The organism is Rahnella sp. PAMC25559 (assembly GCF_050632365.1).
In the GTDB taxonomy this organism is placed as follows: Bacteria; Pseudomonadota; Gammaproteobacteria; order Enterobacterales; family Enterobacteriaceae; genus Rahnella; species Rahnella rivi.
Genome location: NZ_CP192543.1, coordinates 2215093 through 2238806, shown reverse-complemented (window position 1 = coordinate 2238806; position 23714 = coordinate 2215093). Strand labels below are relative to the sequence as shown.

At 51.9% G+C, this 23714-nt stretch carries 23 protein-coding genes, 3 tRNA genes and 3 other RNA genes; 5 read left to right on the top strand and 24 right to left on the bottom strand.

Translation table 11 applies throughout. From position 1 onward, the window contains the following. The first annotated feature begins 72 nt into the window (after positions 1 to 72). The 3 genes from ACQZQY_RS11565 (at position 73) to ACQZQY_RS11555 (ending at position 1925) form a co-directional block, all read left to right on the top strand. On the top strand, positions 73 to 405 hold the full coding sequence (locus tag ACQZQY_RS11565; RefSeq protein WP_056771698.1) for a PsiF family protein: 333 nt from the start codon (positions 73 to 75) through the stop codon (positions 403 to 405). 206 nt (positions 406 to 611) lie between these two features. After that, positions 612 to 1364: a 2,3-diphosphoglycerate-dependent phosphoglycerate mutase gene (gene gpmA / locus ACQZQY_RS11560; protein ID WP_056771695.1), complete on the top strand. Its 753-nt coding sequence runs from the start codon at positions 612 to 614 to the stop codon at positions 1362 to 1364. A gap of 87 nt (positions 1365 to 1451) precedes the next feature. Further along, complete coding sequence (locus ACQZQY_RS11555; RefSeq protein WP_431297110.1) at positions 1452 to 1925, top strand: GNAT family N-acetyltransferase; 474 nt, start codon at positions 1452 to 1454, stop codon at positions 1923 to 1925. A 69-nt stretch (positions 1926 to 1994) separates the two neighbouring features. On the opposite strand, the gene aroG is transcribed toward ACQZQY_RS11555, so the two are convergent. Next, the gene (gene aroG / locus ACQZQY_RS11550) at positions 1995 to 3047 is read right to left on the bottom strand and encodes a 3-deoxy-7-phosphoheptulonate synthase AroG (protein WP_056771688.1); all 1053 of its coding nucleotides are present in this window, start codon (positions 3045 to 3047) and stop codon (positions 1995 to 1997) included. Between the two features lie 199 nt (positions 3048 to 3246). On the opposite strand from aroG, the gene ACQZQY_RS11545 reads away from it, so the two are divergent. Next, positions 3247 to 3585, top strand: coding sequence for a protein YbgS (locus ACQZQY_RS11545; protein ID WP_056771685.1), 339 nt, complete (start codon positions 3247 to 3249; stop codon positions 3583 to 3585). 127 nt (positions 3586 to 3712) lie between these two features. After that, the gene (gene zitB, locus ACQZQY_RS11540) at positions 3713 to 4660 is read left to right on the top strand and encodes a CDF family zinc transporter ZitB (protein ID WP_183846219.1); all 948 of its coding nucleotides are present in this window, start codon (positions 3713 to 3715) and stop codon (positions 4658 to 4660) included. Between the two features lie 62 nt (positions 4661 to 4722). Here the strand turns inward: zitB and pnuC are convergent, their stop codons facing one another. The 23 genes from pnuC to sucA form a co-directional block, all read right to left on the bottom strand. After that, on the bottom strand, positions 4723 to 5445 hold the full coding sequence (gene pnuC / locus ACQZQY_RS11535) for a nicotinamide riboside transporter PnuC (RefSeq protein WP_056772028.1): 723 nt from the start codon (positions 5443 to 5445) through the stop codon (positions 4723 to 4725). Between the two features lie 39 nt (positions 5446 to 5484). Next, on the bottom strand, positions 5485 to 6549 hold the full coding sequence (gene nadA, locus ACQZQY_RS11530) for a quinolinate synthase NadA (RefSeq protein ID WP_122095859.1): 1065 nt from the start codon (positions 6547 to 6549) through the stop codon (positions 5485 to 5487). A 280-nt stretch (positions 6550 to 6829) separates the two neighbouring features. Then, a non-coding RNA gene (locus ACQZQY_RS11525) (RtT sRNA) lies at positions 6830 to 6949 on the bottom strand. A 14-nt stretch (positions 6950 to 6963) separates the two neighbouring features. Next, a tRNA-Lys gene (locus ACQZQY_RS11520) sits at positions 6964 to 7039 on the bottom strand. Between the two features lie 63 nt (positions 7040 to 7102). Next, a non-coding RNA gene (locus ACQZQY_RS11515) (RtT sRNA) lies at positions 7103 to 7222 on the bottom strand. 14 nt (positions 7223 to 7236) lie between these two features. Further along, positions 7237 to 7312: transfer RNA gene (locus ACQZQY_RS11510), tRNA-Lys, on the bottom strand. Between the two features lie 72 nt (positions 7313 to 7384). Beyond that, a non-coding RNA gene (locus tag ACQZQY_RS11505) (RtT sRNA) lies at positions 7385 to 7500 on the bottom strand. Between the two features lie 14 nt (positions 7501 to 7514). Continuing rightward, positions 7515 to 7590 (bottom strand) — tRNA-Lys (locus ACQZQY_RS11500). A 197-nt stretch (positions 7591 to 7787) separates the two neighbouring features. After that, on the bottom strand, positions 7788 to 8579 hold the full coding sequence (gene cpoB, locus ACQZQY_RS11495; protein WP_056771676.1) for a cell division protein CpoB: 792 nt from the start codon (positions 8577 to 8579) through the stop codon (positions 7788 to 7790). A 9-nt stretch (positions 8580 to 8588) separates the two neighbouring features. Next, positions 8589 to 9098, bottom strand: coding sequence for a peptidoglycan-associated lipoprotein Pal (pal, locus tag ACQZQY_RS11490; protein WP_056771674.1), 510 nt, complete (start codon positions 9096 to 9098; stop codon positions 8589 to 8591). A 47-nt stretch (positions 9099 to 9145) separates the two neighbouring features. Next, complete coding sequence (gene tolB / locus ACQZQY_RS11485; RefSeq protein WP_056771671.1) at positions 9146 to 10438, bottom strand: Tol-Pal system beta propeller repeat protein TolB; 1293 nt, start codon at positions 10436 to 10438, stop codon at positions 9146 to 9148. A 130-nt stretch (positions 10439 to 10568) separates the two neighbouring features. Then, positions 10569 to 11798, bottom strand: coding sequence for a cell envelope integrity protein TolA (gene tolA / locus ACQZQY_RS11480; RefSeq protein ID WP_431297109.1), 1230 nt, complete (start codon positions 11796 to 11798; stop codon positions 10569 to 10571). A 113-nt stretch (positions 11799 to 11911) separates the two neighbouring features. Beyond that, complete coding sequence (tolR, locus tag ACQZQY_RS11475) at positions 11912 to 12343, bottom strand: colicin uptake protein TolR (RefSeq protein WP_013576429.1); 432 nt, start codon at positions 12341 to 12343, stop codon at positions 11912 to 11914. 11 nt (positions 12344 to 12354) lie between these two features. Continuing rightward, entirely contained in the window at positions 12355 to 13044 is a 690-nt protein-coding gene (gene tolQ / locus ACQZQY_RS11470; protein ID WP_056771666.1) for a Tol-Pal system protein TolQ, read from the bottom strand. Continuing rightward, entirely contained in the window at positions 13041 to 13445 is a 405-nt protein-coding gene (ybgC, locus tag ACQZQY_RS11465) for a tol-pal system-associated acyl-CoA thioesterase (RefSeq protein ID WP_056771664.1), read from the bottom strand. Before ybgC ends, tolQ begins: the two co-directional genes overlap by 4 nt. 151 nt (positions 13446 to 13596) lie before the next feature. After that, complete coding sequence (ybgE, locus tag ACQZQY_RS11460) at positions 13597 to 13890, bottom strand: cyd operon protein YbgE (RefSeq protein ID WP_056771661.1); 294 nt, start codon at positions 13888 to 13890, stop codon at positions 13597 to 13599. Further along, a complete protein-coding gene (cydX, locus tag ACQZQY_RS11455; RefSeq protein ID WP_013576433.1) occupies positions 13890 to 14003 on the bottom strand; it encodes a cytochrome bd-I oxidase subunit CydX in 114 nt (37 codons plus the stop codon). Before cydX ends, ybgE begins: the two co-directional genes overlap by 1 nt. 10 nt (positions 14004 to 14013) lie before the next feature. Continuing rightward, positions 14014 to 15153, bottom strand: a complete 1140-nt coding sequence (gene cydB / locus ACQZQY_RS11450; RefSeq protein WP_056771659.1) for a cytochrome d ubiquinol oxidase subunit II — start codon at positions 15151 to 15153, stop codon at positions 14014 to 14016. Between the two features lie 14 nt (positions 15154 to 15167). Then, positions 15168 to 16736, bottom strand: coding sequence for a cytochrome ubiquinol oxidase subunit I (gene cydA, locus ACQZQY_RS11445; RefSeq protein WP_122095862.1), 1569 nt, complete (start codon positions 16734 to 16736; stop codon positions 15168 to 15170). A 717-nt stretch (positions 16737 to 17453) separates the two neighbouring features. Then, positions 17454 to 18326, bottom strand: coding sequence for a succinate--CoA ligase subunit alpha (gene sucD, locus ACQZQY_RS11440; protein ID WP_431297108.1), 873 nt, complete (start codon positions 18324 to 18326; stop codon positions 17454 to 17456). After that, a complete protein-coding gene (gene sucC / locus ACQZQY_RS11435; RefSeq protein ID WP_056771651.1) occupies positions 18326 to 19492 on the bottom strand; it encodes an ADP-forming succinate--CoA ligase subunit beta in 1167 nt (388 codons plus the stop codon). Before sucC ends, sucD begins: the two co-directional genes overlap by 1 nt. A 100-nt stretch (positions 19493 to 19592) precedes the next feature. Next, entirely contained in the window at positions 19593 to 20828 is a 1236-nt protein-coding gene (gene odhB, locus ACQZQY_RS11430; RefSeq protein ID WP_431297107.1) for a 2-oxoglutarate dehydrogenase complex dihydrolipoyllysine-residue succinyltransferase, read from the bottom strand. Positions 20829 to 20874: 46 nt separating this feature from the next. Then, the gene (gene sucA, locus ACQZQY_RS11425) at positions 20875 to 23682 is read right to left on the bottom strand and encodes a 2-oxoglutarate dehydrogenase E1 component (protein WP_056771644.1); all 2808 of its coding nucleotides are present in this window, start codon (positions 23680 to 23682) and stop codon (positions 20875 to 20877) included. Positions 23683 to 23714: the final 32 nt, after the last annotated feature.

Sequence of the window (23714 nt, the reverse complement as noted above, 5' to 3'; positions counted from 1 at the left end):
CAGCTAAAGACTTCCGCCGCATCTACGCTTAAGGGGTGTCCTGCGAAAAGGACGTTCATTAAGGAGTTCGTTATGCGCTTACCTGTTTTATTCACCCTGCTGGCTACCTTGTGCACCGCCGGTTCAGCTCTGGCGGCCGACCCGGTCAAAACCCCTTCTGCGGCACAGACTGCGCAACGTCAAAAGATGACAGATTGTAATTCGCAGGCCACCACGCAGTCACTCAAGGGCGAAGACCGTAAAAAATTCATGAGCAATTGCCTGAAAGCAGAGGCCAAAACTGACGATAAAATGAATCCTCAGCAGAAGAAGATGAAAACCTGTAATGCCGATGCGGCGAAGCAAGACCTGAAAGGCGACGCGCGTAAAACGTTCATGAGTACCTGCCTCAAAAAAGCCAGCTAATTACGCTGCACTTTTAGACAAAATGCGCGGTTCGGGCAACCGTCTGCGCGTTTTGTTTTACATCCCCGCAGCAAATTCGTTATGTTTAACCTCAAACGGTATGACACACCGCCAATCAGCGTACATACAGATTGCCGATGAGGATACCAAGACCCTATAATGATAATTGTTATCATTGAAAATTCAGTTAACTGAGGAGTTTAGCTATGGCTGTAACCAAACTGGTACTGGTAAGACACGGTGAAAGTGAGTGGAACAAAGAAAACCGTTTTACCGGCTGGCATGATGTTGAACTGTCCGAGAAGGGCCGTACCGAAGCAAAAGCGGCCGGTCAACTGCTGAAAGACGAAGGCTTCCACTTTGACTTCGCCTACACCTCTGTGCTGAAACGTGCCATCCATACCCTGTGGAGCGTTTTGGACGAACTGGATCAGCCATGGCTGCCGGTTGAGAAATCCTGGAAACTGAACGAACGTCACTACGGTGCGTTGCAGGGTCTGGATAAAGCTGAAACCGCGAAAAAATACGGTGACGAGCAAGTTAAACAATGGCGTCGTGGCTTTGCCGTGACACCACCAGAACTGGAAAAAAGCGACGAGCGTTTCCCAGGCCACGATCCGCGTTACGCAAAACTGAAACCGGAAGAGCTGCCGACCACTGAAAGCCTGGCGCTGACCATCGAACGCGTGATCCCTTACTGGACGGAAGTGATCAAACCACGCATCGAAAGCGGCGAGCGCGTGATCATCGCAGCACACGGTAACTCCCTGCGTGCTCTGGTGAAATACCTGGATGATCTGGGTGAAGACGAAATTCTGGAACTGAACATCCCTACAGGTGTTCCTTTGGTTTACGAATTCGACGAAAACTTCAAACCTGTTAAACATTACTATCTGGGCAATGCCGACGAAATCGCAGCGAAAGCAGCGGCCGTGGCAAACCAGGGTAAAGCGAAGTAATTTCGCGTTTTCTGCGTTACGCAGAAAAACTGACAGAGGCACGCGAAAGCGTGCCTTTTTTGTCTGTGCACCCGCAGGAGGAAACCCATGCCCGTCAGACTCGCCTCACCCGATGAAGCAGAAACACTGTGGGACATCCGTAACCGGGCGATCCGCCACGGATGTCACAATACTTATGATGCCGGGGTTGTCATGGCGTGGACGCCGGATCAAATGCCTCCCGGCTACCGCAAAGCGATTGAGGAAAACCCGTTTTTCGTCGCGCACGCGCACGGGCAAGATACGCCCGCGGCAACCGGTTTTCTCGATCTGAAAAATGGCAGTGTTGAAGCGATTTTTACGTTGCCGGAATTCGAAGGGAAAGGCCTCGCCACGCAAATCCTTGAGGCCATAAAAGCCGAGGCGAAGTCCAGGGGGTTCAGAGCACTGACGCTGGCTTCCACGCCCAATGCTTTTGAATTCTATAAGAAGAACGGGTTCAGTCTGGTGAAAGAGAGTCTGTACCGCTCTGAGATGGCGAAGGCTGATTTGCGTTGCATGGATATGCGCTGCGAGCTGTAAGGCGCATTCTGCTAATAAAAAGCCCCGCAAGACTGACGGGGCTTGTAAAGGCAATGACAGAGAGTGGAATTAACCGCGGCGCGCTTTTACCGCGTCAGCCAGGCTGCGCAGCAGCACTTCGGTATCTTCCCAGCCGATGCAGGCATCCGTTACGCTCTGGCCGTAAACCAGCGGCTCGCCGCTGTCGAGATTCTGATTACCTTCTACCAGGTGGCTTTCGACCATCACGCCCATGACAGCCTGCTCGCCGCCAGCGACCTGCGCACAAACATCTTCACAGACTTCCATCTGCTTTTTGAACTGTTTGCTGCTGTTGGCATGGCTGAAATCGATCATGATACGCGCCGGAAGACCGCCTTTTTTCAGGCCTTCTTTCACTTCCTGCACATCCTGCGCGCTGTAGTTTGGTTTTTTGCCGCCGCGCAGAATGATATGGCAGTCGTTATTTCCGCTGGTATTCACAATGGCGGAGTGCCCCCATTTGGTGACCGACAGGAAGCAGTGCGGTGCGCCCGCGGCGTTGATCGCATCGATCGCCACTTTAATGGTGCCGTCGGTGCCATTTTTGAAACCGACCGGACAGGACAACCCGGAGGACAGCTCGCGGTGAACCTGAGACTCGGTGGTACGCGCGCCAATTGCGCCCCAGCTCATCAGATCGGCCAGATATTGCGGGGTGATCATGTCCAGGAACTCACCCGCCGCAGGCAGGCCGGTATCATTAATATCCAGTAACAATTTGCGTGCTATGCGTAAACCATCATTAATCTGGTAACTGTTGTTCATATGCGGGTCGTTAATCAGGCCTTTCCAGCCGACGGTCGTGCGCGGTTTTTCGAAGTAAACACGCATCACGACTTCCAGCTCGCCCTGCAGTTCTTCACGCATTTTCATCAGGCGGGCGGCGTATTCTTTGGCGGCTTTGGGATCATTGATGGAACAGGGACCGATCACTACCAGAAGACGATCATCGTTTCCTTTCAGAATCTTATGAATGGCATTGCGTGCCTGAGAGACTGTTTTTGCCGCTTTATCTGTCGCAGGAAATTTTTCCAGCAAGGCGACAGGTGGCAAAAGTTCCTTAATTTCTTTAATACGTAAATCGTCGTTTTGATAATTCATAACTGTTCCATTCGGGTATTCATAAGAGACGAAGCGAAACGCTGACCGCGTTCAATCTAGCCGTATTGGGTGACGGTGTAAATCTACTTTTACACTTACGAATAGTCTCATTTTGATTCAGGACATGAATTCATTAGCTAGGCTTTAAGAGTTCACAAAAAACGACGACGGATCCTTCTGGAATAATGGAGATGACAATATGAATAAGTTCGCAATCGCATTTTTTACCGCAGCTCTGGCCCTGACTTCAGGTGCCGCGCTTGCAGAAGGCACAGACGCTGGTTCAAATAACGGCGCAGCAAATCAGTCAGACAGCCCGGGATCAATTCAGAAAATCGCACCTAAAGGTGTCGATAACAGCAAAATCAACGAAACCAATAAACCCGTTGATGAAGTCCATAAAAAAACGCACAAAACGACTGACAAAACTCACAACATGAGTAAGAAAACAGTCGACCATAAAAAAGCCATGTGTAAGGACGGCCGTTGTCCGGATCAGGTCCCAGGCACTAACCAGTCTAAAGCCACGGGTAACTAATTCCCGCCCCGGCAATGCTGAACAGGAGGAACTTCGGTTCCTCTTTTTTTGCCCTTTCCCCTTCTTGCAACACCTCAAGATTACGTTATTGTAATCCCCTCTATTCATCATCTTTGTGAATACAACTATGTCTTCTTTTTTACCTCAGGATAAAAACAGCCGCCGTCTGTTGCTGGCGTTTTTAATCACCGTCACCTTTATGGTGGCGGAAGTGATCGGCGGTTTAATTTCCGGCTCGCTGGCGCTGCTGGCCGACGCGGGACACATGCTGACCGACGCCGCTGCACTGCTTGTAGCGCTGTTGGCGGTACGTTTCGCTAAACGTAAGCCTAACTCGCGACATACCTTTGGTTATCTGCGCCTGACCACCATGGCGGCTTTCGTGAACGCGGCGGCGCTGCTGGTGATTGTCGTGCTGATTGTCTGGGAGGCGATTGCCCGTTTCTTCAATCCGCAGCCGGTGATGGGCACTACGATGTTAGTGATCGCCATTGCCGGGCTTTTTGCCAATATTTTGGCATTCTGGCTTCTGCATCAGGGTGAAGAAAAAGCCAATATCAATGTGCGTGCTGCCGCGCTGCACGTACTGGGAGATTTGCTCGGGTCGATTGGTGCGGTCGGTGCCGCGCTCATCATCATGTATACCGGCTGGACACCGATTGACCCGATTCTGTCTGTGCTGGTGTCTTGTTTAGTGCTGAGTAATGCGTGGCGGTTACTGCGCGAGAGTTTCCATGAGTTACTGGAAGGGACGCCGGAGGAAATCGATATCGAGCAGCTGCGCAGGGATCTGTCGCAGAGCATTCCCGAAGTACGCAATGTGCATCACGTTCACGTCTGGCAGATTGGCGAGCAACGGCTGATGACGTTGCATGTTCAGGTCGTTCCGCCACATGACCACGACGCACTGCTTGACCGTATTCAGCATCACTTACTGGAAAAATGTCGCATTGGCCATGCAACGATACAGATGGAGTACGGTACATGCGAAACGCCAGATTGTGTGATCAACGAAGTGCCTGCCGCCAGCGCGGGACACGATCATCACGGTCATAGCCACGCACATCATCACTGACTGTCAGCTGTTTCATAAAGCAAAACGCCTCCGTCCGGAGGCGTTTTGCTAATGCAAGAAACTCAGGCCGTTTGCAGCGGCAGTGAACCGTTTTGCTTCGCGCTTTTGATCCACAACCATGAACCGTTCAGCGCAATCAGTGTGAGCAGCACATATTCAAGCGCCATGGCATACACGCCCTGATAGGCGAATATCGCCACGCTTATCACGTCGATCACCACCCAAAGCAGCCAGTTCTCGACGTATTTTCGGGTCATCAACAACATCGCGACAATTGACAGCACCATCATGGAAGAATCCCAGAACGGGAAAGCATCCGGCTGCAATTCCGGCATCTGAACATTCAGCCCTAACGCCTGCATCAGATTGACGGCCAGCAACGTGAGCGCAGCAAATACACGGTCAATGTTGAACGTCATCAGTAAAATACCCGCAAGGCAAACCACGCCCCACACCACCGCTTTTCCACGTGGCAGCCAGCGAATTTGCAGCTCTGCCTGTTGATCTGCCGTCTGACGGCTCCAGGCATACCAGCCGTAAATATTGGCACCGAAGAAAAACACCTGAAGCAAGAGGCTTGCGTAAAGCTGGATCTGGAAGAAGATGATCGCAAACAGCGTGACGTTAATAAGGCCAAACGGGTAATTGATCAGTTTCTCTTTGCTGGCATACCAGATGCACAATAAGCCAAAGAGTGTACCGACAGCTTCGATCCATGACAGGTCATATCCGCCTTTTCCCAGCGGAATATGCACCAGGATATTACTGGTACTTAAAAAATCCATCATTGCACATTTCCTTTTCGACAGTTACAAAGCTGTGGCTTAGAGCGCTTTCGTCTGAGGGCGTAATTTCAGTTCCGCCGCAAACGCCAGCATACGGTTCAGCGGTATCAGCGATTTCACCCGCAGCGCTTCATCTACTTCTATAGCATGTTGTGCACCGCCGGACTCAAGCCCGTCTGCAATGGCTTTCAGGCCATTCATCGCCATCCACGGACAATGCGCACAGGTGCGGCAGCTTGCGCCCTCGCCCGCCGTCGGGGCTTCGAACAATTCTTTGTCCGGGCATGCTTGCTGCATTTTGTAGAAAATTCCACGATCGGTCGCCACAATCAGCTGCTTGTTTGGCAACGTTCTGGCCGCCTGAATCAGCTGGCTTGTAGAACCGACGGCGTCAGCCATGTCTACGATCGCCTGTGGGGACTCCGGATGCACCAGCACAGCGGCATTCGGGTACAAACCTTTCATTCGGGTCAGGGCCTGTGTTTTGAACTCGTCATGGACGATACAGGCCCCCTGCCAGCACAACACGTCGGCACCCGTTTGTTTACGCACGTAATTTCCGAGATGACGGTCCGGCGCCCAAATGATTTTTTCACCCAGACTGTCCAGATGCTCAATAAGTTCAACCGCGATGCTGGATGTCACCACCCAGTCGGCGCGTGCTTTTACCGCCGCAGAGGTATTAGCGTAGACCACCACGGTGCGGTCAGGATGCTGGTCGCAAAAATCTGAGAACGCCTGCTCCGGGCAACCGAGATCCAACGAGCACTCGGCATTGAGCGTCGGCATCAGAACCGTTTTCTCAGGGCTGAGGATTTTGGCCGTTTCGCCCATGAAGCGCACGCCGGCTACCAGCAGCGTGGAAGCGGGATGCTGACTGCCAAAACGCGCCATTTCTAAAGAGTCCGCGACGATACCGCCAGTTTCCTCGGCCAGCGCCTGAATCTCAGGATCGGTGTAATAATGCGCCACCATCACGGCATCACGTTCTTTTAGCAGTTTTCTGATCTTCTCTTTATAGAAAGTCTTTTCATCTGCATTCAGAACGGCGGGTTTCGGGGGGAAAGGATAAACCGTCGCATTCAGATCCAATGTTTCGCTCATACTCGTCATCTCATTCAGTCAGGCCATATGCCTGAAGGCGGGAAGCCACTCTCTGGTTCATGATGAAGCAGAGTAGTTTTGTATGCTAAACAAAATACCGTAAAACACGAGTGAAGTCGTCCAAATTATAGACGTAGAGCTTAAAATGTTTACTGGACTTAAAAGAGACGAGGTTTGAGAAAATTACAGGAAAAACGAAGACCGCGATGGAAGGAAGTTTCGGGCGTCAGATGCGAAAAAAGCGCCAAAAGGCGCTTTTTTCTGAATTCTGCAATTTAGAGGGTGGGCCGTGCTGGATTGACTCGGTTTCACCTCGCCCTGCGGGCAACGCTTGCGCGTTGTCGTCTCGCTTCGCTCGGCTCGAACCCATGGTTCTCATCCTGCACTGCTTCACTACATTATCCACTTTAAAAGTGGTGGGCCGTGCTGGATTCGAACCAGCGACCAATTGATTAAAAGTCAACTGCTCTACCAACTGAGCTAACGGCCCATCTAAATGCTGGGTACTGATTTACTAATGGCTTTCAAAATCTTCAGGGGTTACACCTAAAAGTGGTGGGCCGTGCTGGATTGACTCGGTTTCACCTCACACTGCGGGCAACGCTTGCGCGTTGTCGTCTCGCTTCGCTCGGCTCGAACCCGTGGTTCTCATCCTGCACTGCTTCACTACAGTTTCCACTATAAAAGTGGTGGGCCGTGCTGGATTCGAACCAGCGACCAATTGATTAAAAGTCAACTGCTCTACCAACTGAGCTAACGGCCCTTCCTGAATACTTCCGTCTGCCTTCGTGTCTTGCAGTTGGTGTGCAAGCCACATGCAATAATGGTTTAGATTTGGTGGGCCGTGCTGGATTGACTCGGTTTCACCTCGCCCTGCGGGCAACGCTTGCGTGTTGTCGTCTCGCTTCGCTCGAACCCCGTGGTTCTCATCCTGCACTGCTTCACTACTGTGTCCACTTTGAAAGTGGTGGGCCGTGCTGGATTCGAACCAGCGACCAATTGATTAAAAGTCAACTGCTCTACCAACTGAGCTAACGGCCCCTCTAAACCTACTGCATATTGCCTAAATCTCTGACAGCGTTAGCCGTTTGGAGTTGTCTGGGCAACGGCGGCATATATTACTTATTTAACTTTTCAGTGCAACTTTAATTTTCAGAAAGAGTGCTAACTGATGGCGTTTCACACACTCAAGCCCAGAAAATGCACGATATGTACATTTTCCAGACCTGAATGAAGAACTAGTTTGCAGATAAACGTTTTTGCGCTTGTTTTGCCGCATCGGTATTTGGGTACTGTTTCACGACCTGAGCGAAGACGGCTTTGGCTTTATCAGCCTGACCTTTCTCCTGCATGATCACCCCAACCTTGAACATTGCGTCAGAACTTTTTGGAGACTTAGGATAGTTTTTGACCACAACTGCAAAATAATACGCAGCGTCGTCTTTTTTACCCTTGTTGTAATACAACTGTCCTAACCAGTAGTTGGCGTTAGGCTGATAAGTCGAATCAGGATATTTTTTGACGAAACTCTGAAAAGCCGCAATGGCTTCATCATACTGTTTCTTTTCCAGCGCCAGTGAAACCGCAGCATTGTAATCGCTGTTCACGTCACCGGTGCTTGCAGGCGCTTGTGCAGCCCCCGCATCCGGCGTTGCGGCAGCAGACCCAGACGCATCACCTGTGGCTGCAGCAGCGCCCGTACTGGCGGCTCCGGCATTACCCTGGCTTAAGCTGTCCATCTGGTTAAAGATCTGCTTCTGGCGATCAGCAAGCTGACTCAACTGATACTGGTTCTCCTGGATTTGACCACGAAGAGTATCCATATCACGTTGGGAATCAGAAAGTTGTTGCTGGAGTTGAGTTAATAGCTGGCTGTGAGCGTTAGAAATACGCTCCAGAGAGGTGACCCGATCTTCAATCGAGCCTGAGCCGACATTACTGATTGGCGCTTGGGCAGTAGCGGCCCATGGGACCGCTACGCCAACCAGTAACGACAGACTCAACAAGTGAGTTCTGAAGTTACTGCTCATACTATTCTCTTAGTAAACCAGTACGGCACGACGGTTTTTGGCATATGCCGCTTCGTCATGGCCCAGTACAGCTGGTTTTTCTTTACCGTAAGAAACGATAGAGATTTGGTCTGCAGAAACGCCTTTACCTTGCAGGTACATTTTAACTGCAGTAGCACGACGTTCGCCCAGCGCGATGTTGTACTCAGGAGTACCACGTTCGTCAGCATGGCCTTCTACGGTCACTTTGTAAGATGGGTTGCTACGCAGGAAAGCTGCGTGTGCATCCAGCATCTGAGCGAATTCAGAAGACACATCGTACTTGTCCAGGCCGAAGTAAACGATGTTGTTTTTCTGCAATTCTTGCATCTGCAGACGTGCTTGCTCTTCTGAAGACATGTTTGCGTTTTCAGTGCCAGCGCCGGTGTTCAGACCCATACCTGATTGGTCGTTGTCTGCGTTCTTGTGAGAACTACAAGCAGCGACTGCCAGTACAGGCAATGCCAGCATCAGCCCTTTCAGAACTTTGTTCAGTTGCATCTATTCGATCCTTTTATAATTTTTTGCCATACATAGTTGTATATGCATCACAGATACGGCGACCAGGCAGGAAATTTGACCTGTCCATCAGTTGCCGGAAGACGCGCTTTGAAACGTCCATCAGTCGATACCAACTGCAACACGGAACCCAGACCCTGTGAAGAGCTGTAAATAACCATGGTGCCATTTGGTGCGAGGCTAGGCGTTTCATCCAGGAACGTGTCCGTCAATGTTTGAACGGCTCCCGTTGCCAGATCTTGTTTAGCGATGTGCTGTGTACCGCTGGCGCTGCTTACCATTACCAGGAACTTGCCATCTGCACTGACGTCAGAGTCCTGATTTTGAGCACCTTCCCAGGTCAGACGTTGTGGCGCACCGCCATTAATATTCACTTTATACACTTGTGGTCGACCGCCCTGATCCGAAGTAAACGCCAGGTTCTGGCTGTCCGGGAACCAGGTTGGTTCGGTGTTGTTGCTGCGACCGTTAGTCACCTGGCTGATTTGACCAGAGCCAAGATTCATTACGTACAGGTTCAGGCTACCGTCTTTAGACAGGGCGAAAGCCAGTTTGCTGCCATCCGGAGAGAACGCAGGTGCACCGTTGTGACGTGGGAAGGAGGCAATTTGTCTAATATTGCTATTAGCCAGCGTCTGCACAACCAGGGCAGAACGGCCACTTTCGAAGGTCACATAAGCCAGTTTGCTGCCGTCTGGTGACCAGGCCGGTGACATTAAAGGTTCTGGTGAACGATGAACAACGAACTGGTTGTAACCGTCATAGTCAGCAACGCGCAGTTCATACGGGAACTTGCCGCCGTTAGTCTGAACGATGTAAGCAATACGGGTACGGAATGCGCCTTTCACGCCAGTGAGTTTTTCAAATACCTCATCGCTGGCCGTATGGGCAGAATAACGCAGCCATTGCTTGGTCACTTTGTACTGGTTTTGTGCCAGAACGGTGCCAGGTGCGCCGGATGTGTCAACTAACTGATAAGACACCACATAGTTGCCATCGGCAGCAGGTTGAACCTGACCGATAACCACCGCATCAATACCCAGGGCGGTCCAGGCGGCAGGCGTGACTTCTGCTGCGGTGGACGGCTGCTGTGGCATACGAGATGCATCAATAGGGTTAAACTTGCCGCTGTTACGTAAGTCAGCAGCAACAATGCCACCAACGTCTTCAGGTGGTGTACCTGGACCAACCCATTTGAATGGCACAACGCCAATCGGGCGAGCGGAATCTACACCCTGGGTGATTTCGATACGAACTTCTGCATGTGCTACAGATGCCCACATCATTAAAAGGCCGAACGCTACTCGAAATGCCTGCTTCATTGTATCTCCCTTATCTGGACGTATCTGCCCGCGATAATTTAGCAGAATTTTAACAAACCAACGCATACAAAACTAGAATTACACCCTGCAATCTATCGTAAAAATCTGAAAAGAAATTATTTTCGTCTTTCTACGGTTTAAAATCTATCGGAGCATTTTTAAAGACTTCATAGACTGCTTCAGAAGGCGGTTTCGGGAACTTCGCCTGTCGGGCCGCGGCAAGCGCTGCCTGACAAAGTGCAGGATCCCCACCTTCCGCCGACACGCTGATAAGCGAGCCATCCGGATTCATTTTAACGCGCAACGAACAGGTTTTACCTGCATAGGATGACGCGTCATAGAATCTGCTCTCAATGGCGGCCTTAATCTGGCTACCATAGTTCGCAATATCTGCACCTGATGCGCCTGCCTTTTTCTGAGTGCCCTTCCCTGCCGGAGCAGAAGCACCGCCCCCCGTTGCCCCTTTCGGTGCATTTTTAGAGTCGGCGAGGCCATCAAATAAATTATTCGCATCAGCCGCCTCTTTGGCAGCTGCTGCAGCAGCCTTTTTATCGGCTGCAGCTTTCTTGGCCGCAGCGGCAGCTTCCGCTTTTTTCTCCGCAGCAGCCGACGCTTTGGCATCAGCGGCAGCTTTTGCATCAGCGTCAGCTTGTGCCTTCGCATCCGCAGCAGCCTGGGCTTTGGCTTCGGCAGCCGCCGCTTTTTTAGCTTCGGCAGCTGCTTCTTTCTTCGCATCTGCTTCGGCTTGTTTCTTCGCGGCAGCGGCGGCGGCAGAAGCTTCAGCCTCTGCTTCTTTTTTAGCATCTGCAGCGGCTTTTTTCTGCGCGTCAGCTTGTGCTTTAGCCGCCTCTTTCGCGGCATCCGCTTTCGCCTGTGCGGCTGCTTTGGCGGCTTCAGCTTTCGCTTGTGCGGCAGCAGCCTCTGCTTGTTTCTGTTGTTCTTTGGCTTGTTCAGCAGCTTGTTCGGACTGCTTTTGCTGCTGGGCCTGTTCCTGCGCCTGCTGTTTCGCATTTTCCTGCGCTTGCAGACGTTCTTTTTCGAGCTCTTTCAGGCGCTGCTGTTCTGCGGCCTGTTTCTGCTGTAACTCTTCAGCCTGCTGTTCTGATTTTTTCTGACGCGCTTGTGCAGCACGTTGGGAATCAGCCTGTTGCTGCTGTTGACGATTGTACTGATCAACCACGGCACTCGGGTCGACCATCACAGCGGAAATATCACTACCGCCACCGCCGCCACTCATGCTGGTATCTTCGTCCAGCGATCCCAAAATCAGCAGGCCTATAATGATGATATGCAGAACGACCGAAACAATAACGGCGCGTTTGAGCTTATCGTTTTGTTCAGTTGCAGTTGCCTTTACCAAAATAGATTTCCCAAGACAGGATTACTAAAAACCCGGGTTCTTCGTTGCCTGTCGTCTTTTTTAACAGTGCAGGGAAAGCCGGGTTTCAAATAAGTGTTACAAATTACCTATCCTCAGATAGGTTGTGTCATCAATCCGACAGATTTCACACCGGCCTGATGCAACATATTCAGCGCCTTGATGATTTCATCATAAGGCACGTCTTTTGCACCGCCGATCAGAAAGACTGTCTTCGGATTGGCCTGAATTCGGCTGGTCGCTTCCGCGATAACCTGCTGTTCAGGCAACTGTTCCATACGCTGATGATCCACCACGATGGTGTATTGCCCCACGCCAGAGACTTCAACAATCACTGGCGGGTTATCATCGCTGGATACCGTTTTGGAATCCGTCGCGTCTGGCAGATCCACTTCCACGCTCTGGGTAATGATGGGGGCTGTTGCCATAAAAATCAGTAACAGAACCAGCAGTACGTCCAGCAGCGGAACAATGTTGATCTCCGACTTACCTTCGCGACGGTTACGACGACCTCGTGAACGAGCCATACTCTCCCCCTTTAGTTACTGCTGGTTTCGCGAGAGAAAGCCTGACGGTGCAGGATGGCCGTAAATTCTTCCATGAAGTTATCGTAGTTTTGCTCAAGCTTGTTTACGCGTTGGTTGAGGCGGTTATACGCCATAACCGCCGGGATAGCAGCAAACAAACCAATTGCGGTGGCAATCAGCGCTTCTGCAATACCTGGTGCAACCATTTGCAAGGTGGCTTGTTTCACAGAACCTAAACCGATAAAGGCGTGCATGATCCCCCAGACCGTACCAAACAGGCCGATATACGGGCTGATTGAACCGACGGTACCGAGGAAAGGAATGTGCATTTCAAGGGATTCGAGTTCACGGTTAAAGGAAATACGCATCGCGCGTGAAGAGCCTTCAATCACAGACTCAGGCGCATGGCTGTTCGCACGATGAAGACGCGCAAACTCTTTAAAACCGGAATGGAAGATTTGCTCTGCCCCGCTCAGGGTTTCGCGACGGCCCTGGCTTTCCTGATACAAACGGGAAAGCTCAATACCGGACCAGAATTTATCTTCAAACGCTTCTGCCTCACGGGTGGCGGCATTCAGTACCTTGGTACGTTGAATGATGATCGCCCAAGACGCGACAGAGAAGCACACCAGGATAAGCATAATCAGCTTAACCAGGATGCTGGCCTTTAAAAATAAATCAAGCATGTTCATGTCAGTCACTGCTTAAACTCCGCGACAATAGACTTAGGAAGCGCACGTGGCTTCATTTGGTGTGGATCAATGCACGCAATTAACACTTCTGCAGAACTCAGAAGGTTTCCATGCGAATCAAGAATTCGTTGTGCAAAAGTAAGAGAAGCTCCGCGAATGGACGTAATCTCACTCTGAACATCCAGCATGTCATCTAAACGAGCTGGTGCAAAGTATTCGACCGTCATGCGGCGGACAGCAAAAGCGACGTGTTCTCCCAGCAACTGCTGCTGGTGAAAATTGCGTTGGCGCAACATCTCTGTGCGAGCCCTTTCATAAAAGGCGACGTATCGGGCATGGTAGACCACACCTCCCGCGTCTGTGTCCTCATAGTAGACACGAACCGGCCATCGGAACAACGAATTACTCACTCTACATCCCGTAATGCAATTTGACGGCACTACTATACTCAAGAGGACTGGGGTTGGGAATGGGTTGCATTGCTGGAATGAAAATAATTATGGGCCAGAACGGCCCATAGGAGTTTTACTGTAAATCTGTGTATTTAATCGACAATAAAAGTCAGCTAAAGAAGTAAAACAGACCGGCAGCCAACGCAATCATGGCCAGCAGAGGGCAAAAGAACGCTTTCCACAACGACTTGTGCGGGCGAAACCCGACACCGTGGATAACGCCGCTGCACACGGCCCAAATCAGAATGATCCCATGCCAGACTTCCAGCTGGCTGGTCGACGAGGCAAACATGCCCGGCTTCCAGAAAACGCAGCCGGCAAGCAGCAGTGACATCACCAGTGAAAGGGCCCGCAAGGGGCCCTTGTCGGTGACGGCGTAGAGCTTATCCGCGATCACACTCATTACTTCTCTTCTTTCGCAGCTTTATTGGCTTCGCTGTGCTCAAACGCCAGCGCGGTAATGATACCAAACGAGCAAGCCAGTAAGGTGCCGAGGATCCAGGCAAAATACCACATGGTGTTCTCCTTAATACAACGAATGCTTGTTGTTCTCGATGTAGTGTTTATCGAGGCGACCGAACATCTTGTAATACGCCCATGAGGTGTAAATCAGGATGAGAGGCACAAAGATACAGGCTACAACGGTCATCACTCTCAGCGTCAGCAGTGTGGATGTCGCATCCCACATGGTCAGACTGGCGTTTGGCTCAGTGATGGATGGCATCACGAACGGGAACATCGTGATACCCGCCGTCAGGATCACACAGGCGATGGTCAGTGAGTTACTGATAAACGCCAGTGCACCTTTATTGATGCGTGAGAACAGGATAGTCAGCAGTGGCAGAATCACGCCAAGAGCCGGAATAGCCCACAGGCCTGGCATCTTATTGTAGTTAGCCAGCCATGCACCTGCTTCATGAGAAACCGTTTTGCGCAGCGGGTTAGACGGGCCCGCGTGATCCATTACGGATGTCACGGTGAAACCATCAATACCTTTTACTAACCAGATCCCTGCCAGCAGGAAGCACACCATCATCACCAGCGCAGAAATCTGCGATGCAGTGCGGGTACGCAGGTGCAGCTCACCCACGGTACGCATTTGCAGATAGGTTGCGCCCTGGGTGATCAGCATGGTCAGGCTGACCAGACCGGCCAGAATACCGTACGGGTTCAGCAGGCCAAACAGATTGCCGGTATAGAACAGACGCAGATCGTTGTCGATATGGAACGGCACACCCAACAGCAGGTTACCGAATGCCACACCGAACACTAATGCAGGCACGAAGCTACCGATGAAGATGCCCCAGTCCCACATGCCACGCCAGCGCGCGCTGTCCAGTTTTGAACGATAGTCAAAGCCCAGCGGACGGAAGAACAATGCACATAGCACCAGCACCATCGCGGCATAGAAGCCGGAGAATGCGGCAGCGTAGACCATAGGCCAGGCGGCAAACAACGCGCCGCCTGCGGTGATCAACCAAACCTGGTTGCCGTCCCAGTGCGGGGCGATGGCGTTAATCATGACTCGGCGGTCAGTATCGGTTTTACCGATAATCCGCACCAGGATGCCCACGCCCATATCAAACCCATCGGTGACTGCGAAGCCGATAAACAGCACGCCAATCAGCACCCACCAGATGAACCTTAGCGATTCATAATCAAACATAATTCGACTCCCTTTTACCGAGTTTGCTCAAGTGGCGCTGGAGTTTGCTCAAAATGATAGCGGCCCGTTTTCAGGCTGCTTGGGCCCAGGCGTGCATATTTGAACATCAGGAACATTTCAGCGATCAGGAACAGGGTGTACAGGCCACAAATCAGAATCATTGAGGTCAGCACATCACCTACCGTCAGCGAAGAGTGTGCAACCGCAGTCGGTAACACTTCACCAATCGCCCAAGGCTGACGACCGTATTCCGCCACAAACCAACCGGCTTCCACTGCAATCCACGGTAATGGCAGGCCGAGGAACACCGCGCGGTGCAACCAACGTTTCTGACCAATCTTGCCGCGAACAACGGCCAGGAAGGACAGACCAATCAGCACCAGCATCAGGATGCCGCAGGCAACCATGATACGGAAGGCGAAGTACAACGGCAGGACGCGTGGGATAGAATCTTTGGTCGCTTTCTGAATCTGGACGTCTGTCGCATCAGCCACATTGTCGGTATAGCGTTTAAGCAACATACCGTAGCCCAGATCCTGCTTAGCGTTTTCGAAGTCGCTGCGCACTTTCGGGTCTGTGTTACCTGAACGCAGTTCTTCCAGCAGAGTGTAGGCTTTCATCCCGTTGCGGATGCGCACTTCGTGTTGCGCCATCAGGTCTTTCAGACCGGTGACCGGCGTGTCCACAGAACGCGTTGCGATAAGGCCAAGCAGGTAGGGGATCTGAATAGAATATTCATTTTCCATTTTATCCTGATTCGGCATACCGAACAGCGTGAAGCTGGCAGGCGCTGGCTGGGTATCCCACTCGGCTTCGATAGCGGCAAGTTTGGTTTTCTGCACGTCACCCATTTCATAACCGGATTCATCACCCAGCACGATAACGGAGAGCACGGCAGCCAGACCGAAACTCGCTGCGATGGCGAATGAACGCTTCGCGAAACCGATGTCACGGCCTTTTAACAGGTAGTAAGAGCTGATAGCCAGGATGAACATCGCACCCGTCACATACCCTGACGCTACGGTGTGAACGAATTTAACCTGCGCAACCGGGTTCAGCACCAGCTCGGAGAAGCTGACCATTTCCATACGCATGGTTTCGTAGTTGAAGGTCGATGCAATCGGGTTTTGCATCCAGCCGTTCGCCACCAGGATCCACAGAGCGGATAAGTTCGAACCGAGCGCGACAAACCAGGTCACGGTCATGTGCTGAACTTTTGAAAGTCGATCCCAACCGAAGAAGAACAGGCCAACTAATGTAGATTCAAGGAAGAACGCCATTAAACCTTCAATCGCCAGAGGCGCACCAAAGATATCACCGACGTAATGTGAGAAATATGACCAGTTAGTCCCGAACTGGAATTCCATGGTTAACCCGGTGGCAACGCCCAATGCAAAGTTAATTGCAAAGAGTTTGCCCCAGAATTTGGTCATATCTTTATAGATTTGTTTGCCCGAAAGCACATAAACCGTTTCCATAATTGCCAGTAAAAACGCCATACCCAGCGTTAATGGGACAAATAGGAAATGGTACATGGCTGTTAAAGCAAACTGTAAACGCGACAGTTCAACGATATCAAACATCTTGACCCCTTGCTCCTCGGAGGAAGACCCCAACTTGCGATCTCTGACGAAACGGTTGCCCGTTGCGCCTCATGACTACCAGAATTCAAATCAAATGTGTGCAGAACAGACATACCGGAAATCAGGCGGATACGCCCTCTCGCAGGCACTCTGAACCCCGGAAAAAAACTCGCCTTTAAGCCTCGAACCGGGCCTGGCGGACGGGAGAAATTTCGGGGAAAGTAAACATACAAAAAACTGATGTTACAGAGCCAATATGTTACGCCACTAATTCCACACAATAAATAGGTTTTTTAGTGACCCAAAGCGGATTTACGCGTACAGGTCAATTAGCGTGCAGATCTGCTTCATGTGCTGAAATTGATCTGACGCAATTTAAGCCTATCTCATTGTTTATTTCTATATTAGTGGCAGCAAATTTCGAAAAAATATTTCAGGATGTTACTTGTGAGTTTCAATAGTCTTTATTGATGACTTTATTGTTAATTAATTGTGTTTTTATGGTTGGCGATAATATCCAAATTGCTACTTTAGCAATCCTATTTATTAACCTTTTATTCTCAATGAACCTATCGTGCGTTGTTAATAAAAATGACTGAAATCAGTTATTGTTAAACATTATAGCAGCAATAAAAAAGGTCACCCGAAGGTGACCAACATGTCGAAACGTTGTTTTGCCTAATCCGCCAGGATTTTAACCCGCGGAGAGCATTTTTCTTACTGTGGCAGCAGTGATTTCACCGCTTCGCCGATATCAGCCAGGCTGCGAACGGTTTTCACGCCAGCGGCTTCAAGCGCCGCGAATTTGTCGTCTGCAGTGCCTTTACCACCGGCAATGATGGCGCCAGCATGGCCCATACGTTTGCCTTTTGGCGCAGTCACACCCGCGATATAACCCACAACCGGTTTAGTCACGTGTGACTTGATGTATGCAGCCGCTTCTTCTTCCGCGTTACCACCAATTTCACCGATCATCACGATCACTTCAGTCTGTGGATCTTCCTGGAATAATTTCAGGATATCGATGAAGTTAGAACCAGGGATCGGGTCACCGCCGATACCGACACACGTTGACTGGCCGTAGCCGTAGTCCGTGGTCTGCTTAACCGCTTCATAGGTCAACGTACCAGAGCGGGAAACGATGCCCACTTTGCCCGGCAGATGAATGTGTCCCGGCATGATGCCGATTTTGCATTCGCCAGGAGTGATAACGCCCGGACAGTTTGGCCCGATCATCACCGCGTCGCTTTGATCCAGCTTCATCTTCACGACCAGCATATCCAGCGTCGGGATGCCTTCAGTGATACAGATGATCAGTTTGATGCCTGCATCCAGTGCTTCCAGGATGGAGTCTTTGCAGAACGGAGCCGGAACATAAATCACAGACGCCGTTGCGCCGGTGGTTTCTACGGCTTCGCGCACGGTGTTGAACACCGGCAGACCCAGATGCTCAGTGCCGCCTTTGCCCGGCGTTACGCCGCCGACCATTTTTGTTCCGTAAGCGATGGCTTGTTCGGAGTGGAAAGTCCCCTGGCTACCGGTGAAACCCTGGCAGATAACTTTGGTGTTCTTGTTGATTAAAATGGACATTATTTCCCCTCCACTGCCGCGACAACTTGTTGAGCCGCATTTGTCAGGCTGGTCGCTGCAATGATGTTCAAACCGCTGTCTGCCAGTTTTTTGGCACCCAGCTCGGCATTGTTACCTTCAAGACGTACCACAACCGGCACGCTGACGCCCACTTCTTCCACCGCACCGATGATACCGTCGGCGATCAGGTCGCAACGAACGATACCGCCGAAGATGTTGACGAAGACAGCTTTCACTTTTTCATCTGACAAGATGATTTTGAAGGCTTCGGTCACGCGTTCTTTGGTCGCGCCGCCGCCAACATCCAGGAAGTTAGCCGGTTCGCCGCCGTGCAGTTTCACGATATCCATGGTACCCATTGCCAGGCCGGCACCGTTGACCATGCAACCGATGTTACCGTCGAGCGCAACGTAGTTCAGTTCCCACTGCGCAGCCTGCGCTTCGCGGGCATCTTCCTGACTGTGGTCGCGCATTTCGCGCAGTTCTGGCTGACGGAACAAGGCGTTGCCGTCTGCACCCAGTTTGCCGTCGAGGCAAATCAGATCACCCGCGGTAGTGACCACCAGCGGGTTGATTTCGATCAGCGCCAGATCGCGCTCAAGGAAGATGTTCGCCAGACCCATGAAGATTTTGGTGAACTGCTGAACCTGCTTACCGGTCAGACCCAGTTTGAATGCCAGTTCGCGGCCCTGATACGGCTGCGGACCTGCCAGCGGATCCAGTGCCACTTTGTGGATCAGGTGCGGGGTTTCTTCCGCCACCTTCTCAATTTCCACGCCGCCTTCAGTAGACGCCATGAACACCACACGACGGGAGCTGCGATCGACTACCGCACCGAGGTACAGTTCTTTATCGATGTCAGTGGCTGCTTCAACCAGGATCTGGTTAACCGGCTGGCCCTGTGCGTCTGTCTGGTAAGTGACCAGGCGTTTGCCCAGCCAGTGTTCTGCGAAAGCACGAATTTCTTCTTTGCTTTTCACGACTTTCACGCCGCCCGCTTTACCGCGACCACCGGCATGAACCTGACATTTTACCACCCACGGACCGGCACCGATTTTCGATGCAGCCTCTTCCGCTTCACGCGGGGTGGAACAGGCGAAGCCTGATGGTGCTGGCAGGCCGTAGCGCAGGAAAAGCTGTTTCGCCTGATACTCATGTAAATTCATGATGTTCTATCCATTCTTATTCAGTAGGAGGGCTTTATCAGTGACACGGCGAACCGCGCCACTGAGGGTCGAGATCTCTTTTACTTACCGCAACCGGGGACTAAACGTCCAGCAGCAGACGAGCCGGATCTTCCAGCATCTCTTTAATGGTCACCAGGAAGCCGACGGATTCGCGGCCATCCACCAGACGGTGATCGTAGGACAGTGCCAGATACATCATTGGCAAAATCACCACCTGACCATTGACTGCCATCGGACGATCTTTAATGGCGTGCATACCCAGGATCGCGCTCTGCGGTGGGTTGATGATCGGGGTAGACATCAGGGAGCCGAAGACGCCGCCGTTAGTCACGGTAAAGTTACCGCCGGTCAGCTCTTCCACTTTCAATTTGCCGTCACGACCTTTGATCGCCAGCTCTTTGATTTTCTTCTCGATGTCAGCCATGCCCAGCGTATCCACATCACGCAGAACCGGCGTAACCAGACCACGCGGCGTCGATACCGCAATGCTCACGTCGAAGTAGTTGTGGTAAACCACGTCTTCGCCATCAATAGAAGCATTCACTTCCGGATAGCGTTTCAATGCTTCAACCACGGCTTTCAGATAGAAGGACATGAAGCCCAGACGCACGCCGTGACGTTTTTCGAAACCATCACCGTACTGCTTACGCAGATCCATGATGGGTTTCATGTTGATTTCGTTGAAGGTTGTCAGCATCGCAGTGCTGTTTTTCGCTTCAAGCAGACGCTCGGCCACGCGTTTACGCAGGCGGGTCATCGGTACGCGTTTTTCGCTGCGTGAACCCAAAGCCGGTGCCGGAGCATCGTTGCCAGCAGCAGGCGCGGAGGCCGGTGCGGCGGCAGGTTTTGTCTCTTTAGCTTTTGCCAGATGTTGCTCAACGTCTTCACGGGTCAGACGTCCGCCAACACCGCTGCCTTTGATGGCATTGGCATCAAGAGAATGTTCGGCAATCAGGCGGCGGATAGCCGGGCTGAGGGCGTCGTTGCTCTCTTCTTCCAGCGCAGCTGTGTGGCGTGCAGCAGGAGTCGCTTCTTTATCGGAGCTTTTCTCGGTGCTTGGTTTGCCAGAGCTGTTACCCGGACGAATGCGCGCCAGAATCTGACGGGAAATGACCGTTGCGCCTTCGTCTTCGATGATGCTGTCCAGAATACCCGCTTCGCTCGCCGGGACTTCCAGAACCACTTTATCGGTTTCGATTTCTACCAGTACATCGTCACGCTCAACACTGTCGCCCGGTTTTTTGTGCCAGGTGGCAACCGTCGCATCCGCAACGGATTCAGGAAGGTCAGGGACCAGAATATCTACGCTACTCATTATCAATCCTTCTTATGTTCCATTTAGTTAACTGACGCCAACGCGGTTATTTAACGTTCAGCGCATCGTTAACCAGATCTTGCTGCTGCTTCTGGTGAACGGACATGTAGCCGACTGCCGGAGAGGCAGAGGCCGGGCGTCCTGCGTAACGTAAAGAAGCCCCGAAAGGAATCACTTCACGGAAATTGTGCTGGCTGCAATACCACGCGCCCTGGTTCAGCGGCTCTTCCTGACACCAGACGAAATCATGAACGTGTGAGAATTTCTCAAGCACTTCCTGAATTGCCTTGTGCGGGAACGGATACAACTGCTCGATACGGACGATCGCGACGTCGGTTTTTTCGTTCTTACGACGTTGTTCCAGCAGGTCATAGTAGACCTTACCTGAACACATCACGACGCGCTTAACCTCTTTCGGATCCAGTTCGTCCACTTCACCAATCGCCGGCAGGAAGCTGCCGTTAGCCAGTTCGTCCAGCGTGGAAACCGCCAGCGGATGACGTAACAGAGACTTCGGTGACATCACGATCAGCGGACGGCGCATACCGCGCAGAGCCTGACGGCGGATCATGTGGTAAACCTGTGCCGGGGTCGACGGGATACACACCTGCATGTTTTGCTCAGCGCAAAGTTGCAGATAACGTTCCAGACGCGCGGAGGAGTGCTCCGGCCCCTGCCCTTCGTAGCCGTGCGGCAGCAGCATCACCAGGCCACACATGCGGCCCCATTTCTGTTCGCCGGAGCTGATGAACTGGTCGATCACCACCTGCGCACCGTTGGCGAAGTCACCGAACTGCGCTTCCCAGATGGTCAGGGTGCGCGGTTCAGCCGTGGCATAACCGTATTCAAACGCCAGCACCGCTTCTTCGGAAAGCACGGAGTCCCAGACGTTGAATTCGCCCTGGCTGTTATGAATGTTCGACAACGGCACATACACGGAACCGTTTTTCTGGTTATGGATCACCGCATGGCGGTGGAAGAAGGTGCCGCGGCCGGTGTCTTCACCGGACAGACGGATAGGAATGCCTTCGTCAACCAGTGTGGCGTACGCCAGGTTCTCGGCACCGCCCCAGTCAAACTTCTTATTCCCTTCTGCCATCTCGTTACGGTCGCCGTAAATTTTGGCAACGCGTGACTGCATTTCGATCGCATCCGGCACATGGCTGACGCGACGCGCCAGTTCCTGCAGACGTTTAAACTCAACCTTGTTCGGATAAGCTTCGTCCCACTCATGGTTCAGATACGGCGACCAGGTGAAAGTGTGCATATCGTTCTGACGCCACTCTTCCACCACACACTCACCGGCATCCAGCGCATCACGGTACAGATTGACCATTTCCGTGGCGTCTTCCAGGCTCGCAACATTCTGCTCAGTCAGGATATCGGCATAGATTTTGCGCGGGGTCGGGTGCTTCTTGATCTTGTTGTACATCAGCGGCTGGGTTGCGCTTGGTTCGTCGGCCTCGTTATGGCCGTGGCGACGGTAGCAAACCAGATCGATCATGACGTCACGTTTAAAGGTGTTGCGGAAATCCAGCGCCAGACGGGTGACGAAAGCCACGGCTTCCGGATCATCCGCATTGACGTGGAAAATCGGCGCCTGCACCATTTTCGCGATATCAGTACAGTAATCAGTAGAACGCGCATCTTTTGGATTCGAGGTGGTAAAGCCCACCTGGTTATTAATGACGATACGCACGGTACCGCCCACTTCATAACCACGAGCCAGTGACATGTTCAGCGTTTCCTGAACCACACCCTGGCCGGTAATTGCCGCGTCACCGTGAATGGTGATAGGCAGAACCATGTTACTGCGCGCTTCGTCCAGACGGTCACGTCGTGCACGAACGGAACCGATAACCACCGGGCTGACGATTTCCAGGTGCGACGGGTTAAACGCCAGCGCCAGGTGAACCATTCCGCCTTCGGTTTCCACATCAGACGAATAGCCCATGTGGTATTTCACATCACCGGTACCCAGGTGTTCTTTATGTTTGCCCGAGAACTCGTCAAACAGGTCCTGAGGTTTTTTCCCCAGCACGTTAATCAGCACGTTCAGACGACCACGGTGCGCCATACCCAGCACCACTTCACGCGTCCCATTTTTGCCCGCGTGACGGATCATGTCTTTCAGCATCGGCACCAGAGCATCGCCGCCTTCCAGCGAGAAGCGTTTGGCACCGGGGAATTTCGCGCCCAGATAACGTTCCAGACCTTCTGCTGCGGTCAGCTCTTTCAGGAACGTTTTCTTCTCTTCATCAGTGAAATTCGCACGACCGGCCACGGATTCGACACGCTGTTGGATCCAGCGTTTCTCTTCGGTGTTGGTGATGTGCATATATTCCACACCGATGGAGCCGCAATAGGTTTGCTTCAGGGCTTTATACAGCTCGCCGAGCTGCATGGTTTCCTTGCCAATGGCAAAAGAACCGACGTTGAAGGTTTCCTGGAAATCAGCTTCAGTCAGATGGTGGAACGCAGGGTCCAGATCAGGCACATCGTCCAGTTTCCACAGGCCGAGCGGATCAAGGTTTGCGTTCTGATGGCCACGGAAGCGGAAGGCATTGATTAACTGCAACACCTTAACTTGCTTGGCATCCGTTTCAGGATCGCTGATGGAGGAATTATAACGTGACGCGTCTTTCGCCAGACGGCGGAAGTAGTCCCGTGTTTGAGAATGGAGTTGCTCTGGTTTCACACCCACTGTTGGTAGCTGTTTAAAAATTGAACGCCAGCTATCGTCAACGGAACCAGGATCGGTTAAGTAGTCTTCATAGAGTTGTTCTATGTAAGACTGGTTTGCACCCGCCAGATAGGAGGAATCCAGCCAGGCCTTCATTGCGCCGTTCTGCATCGTGATCCCTTAAGCTTTGAAGCTTTAGTTTT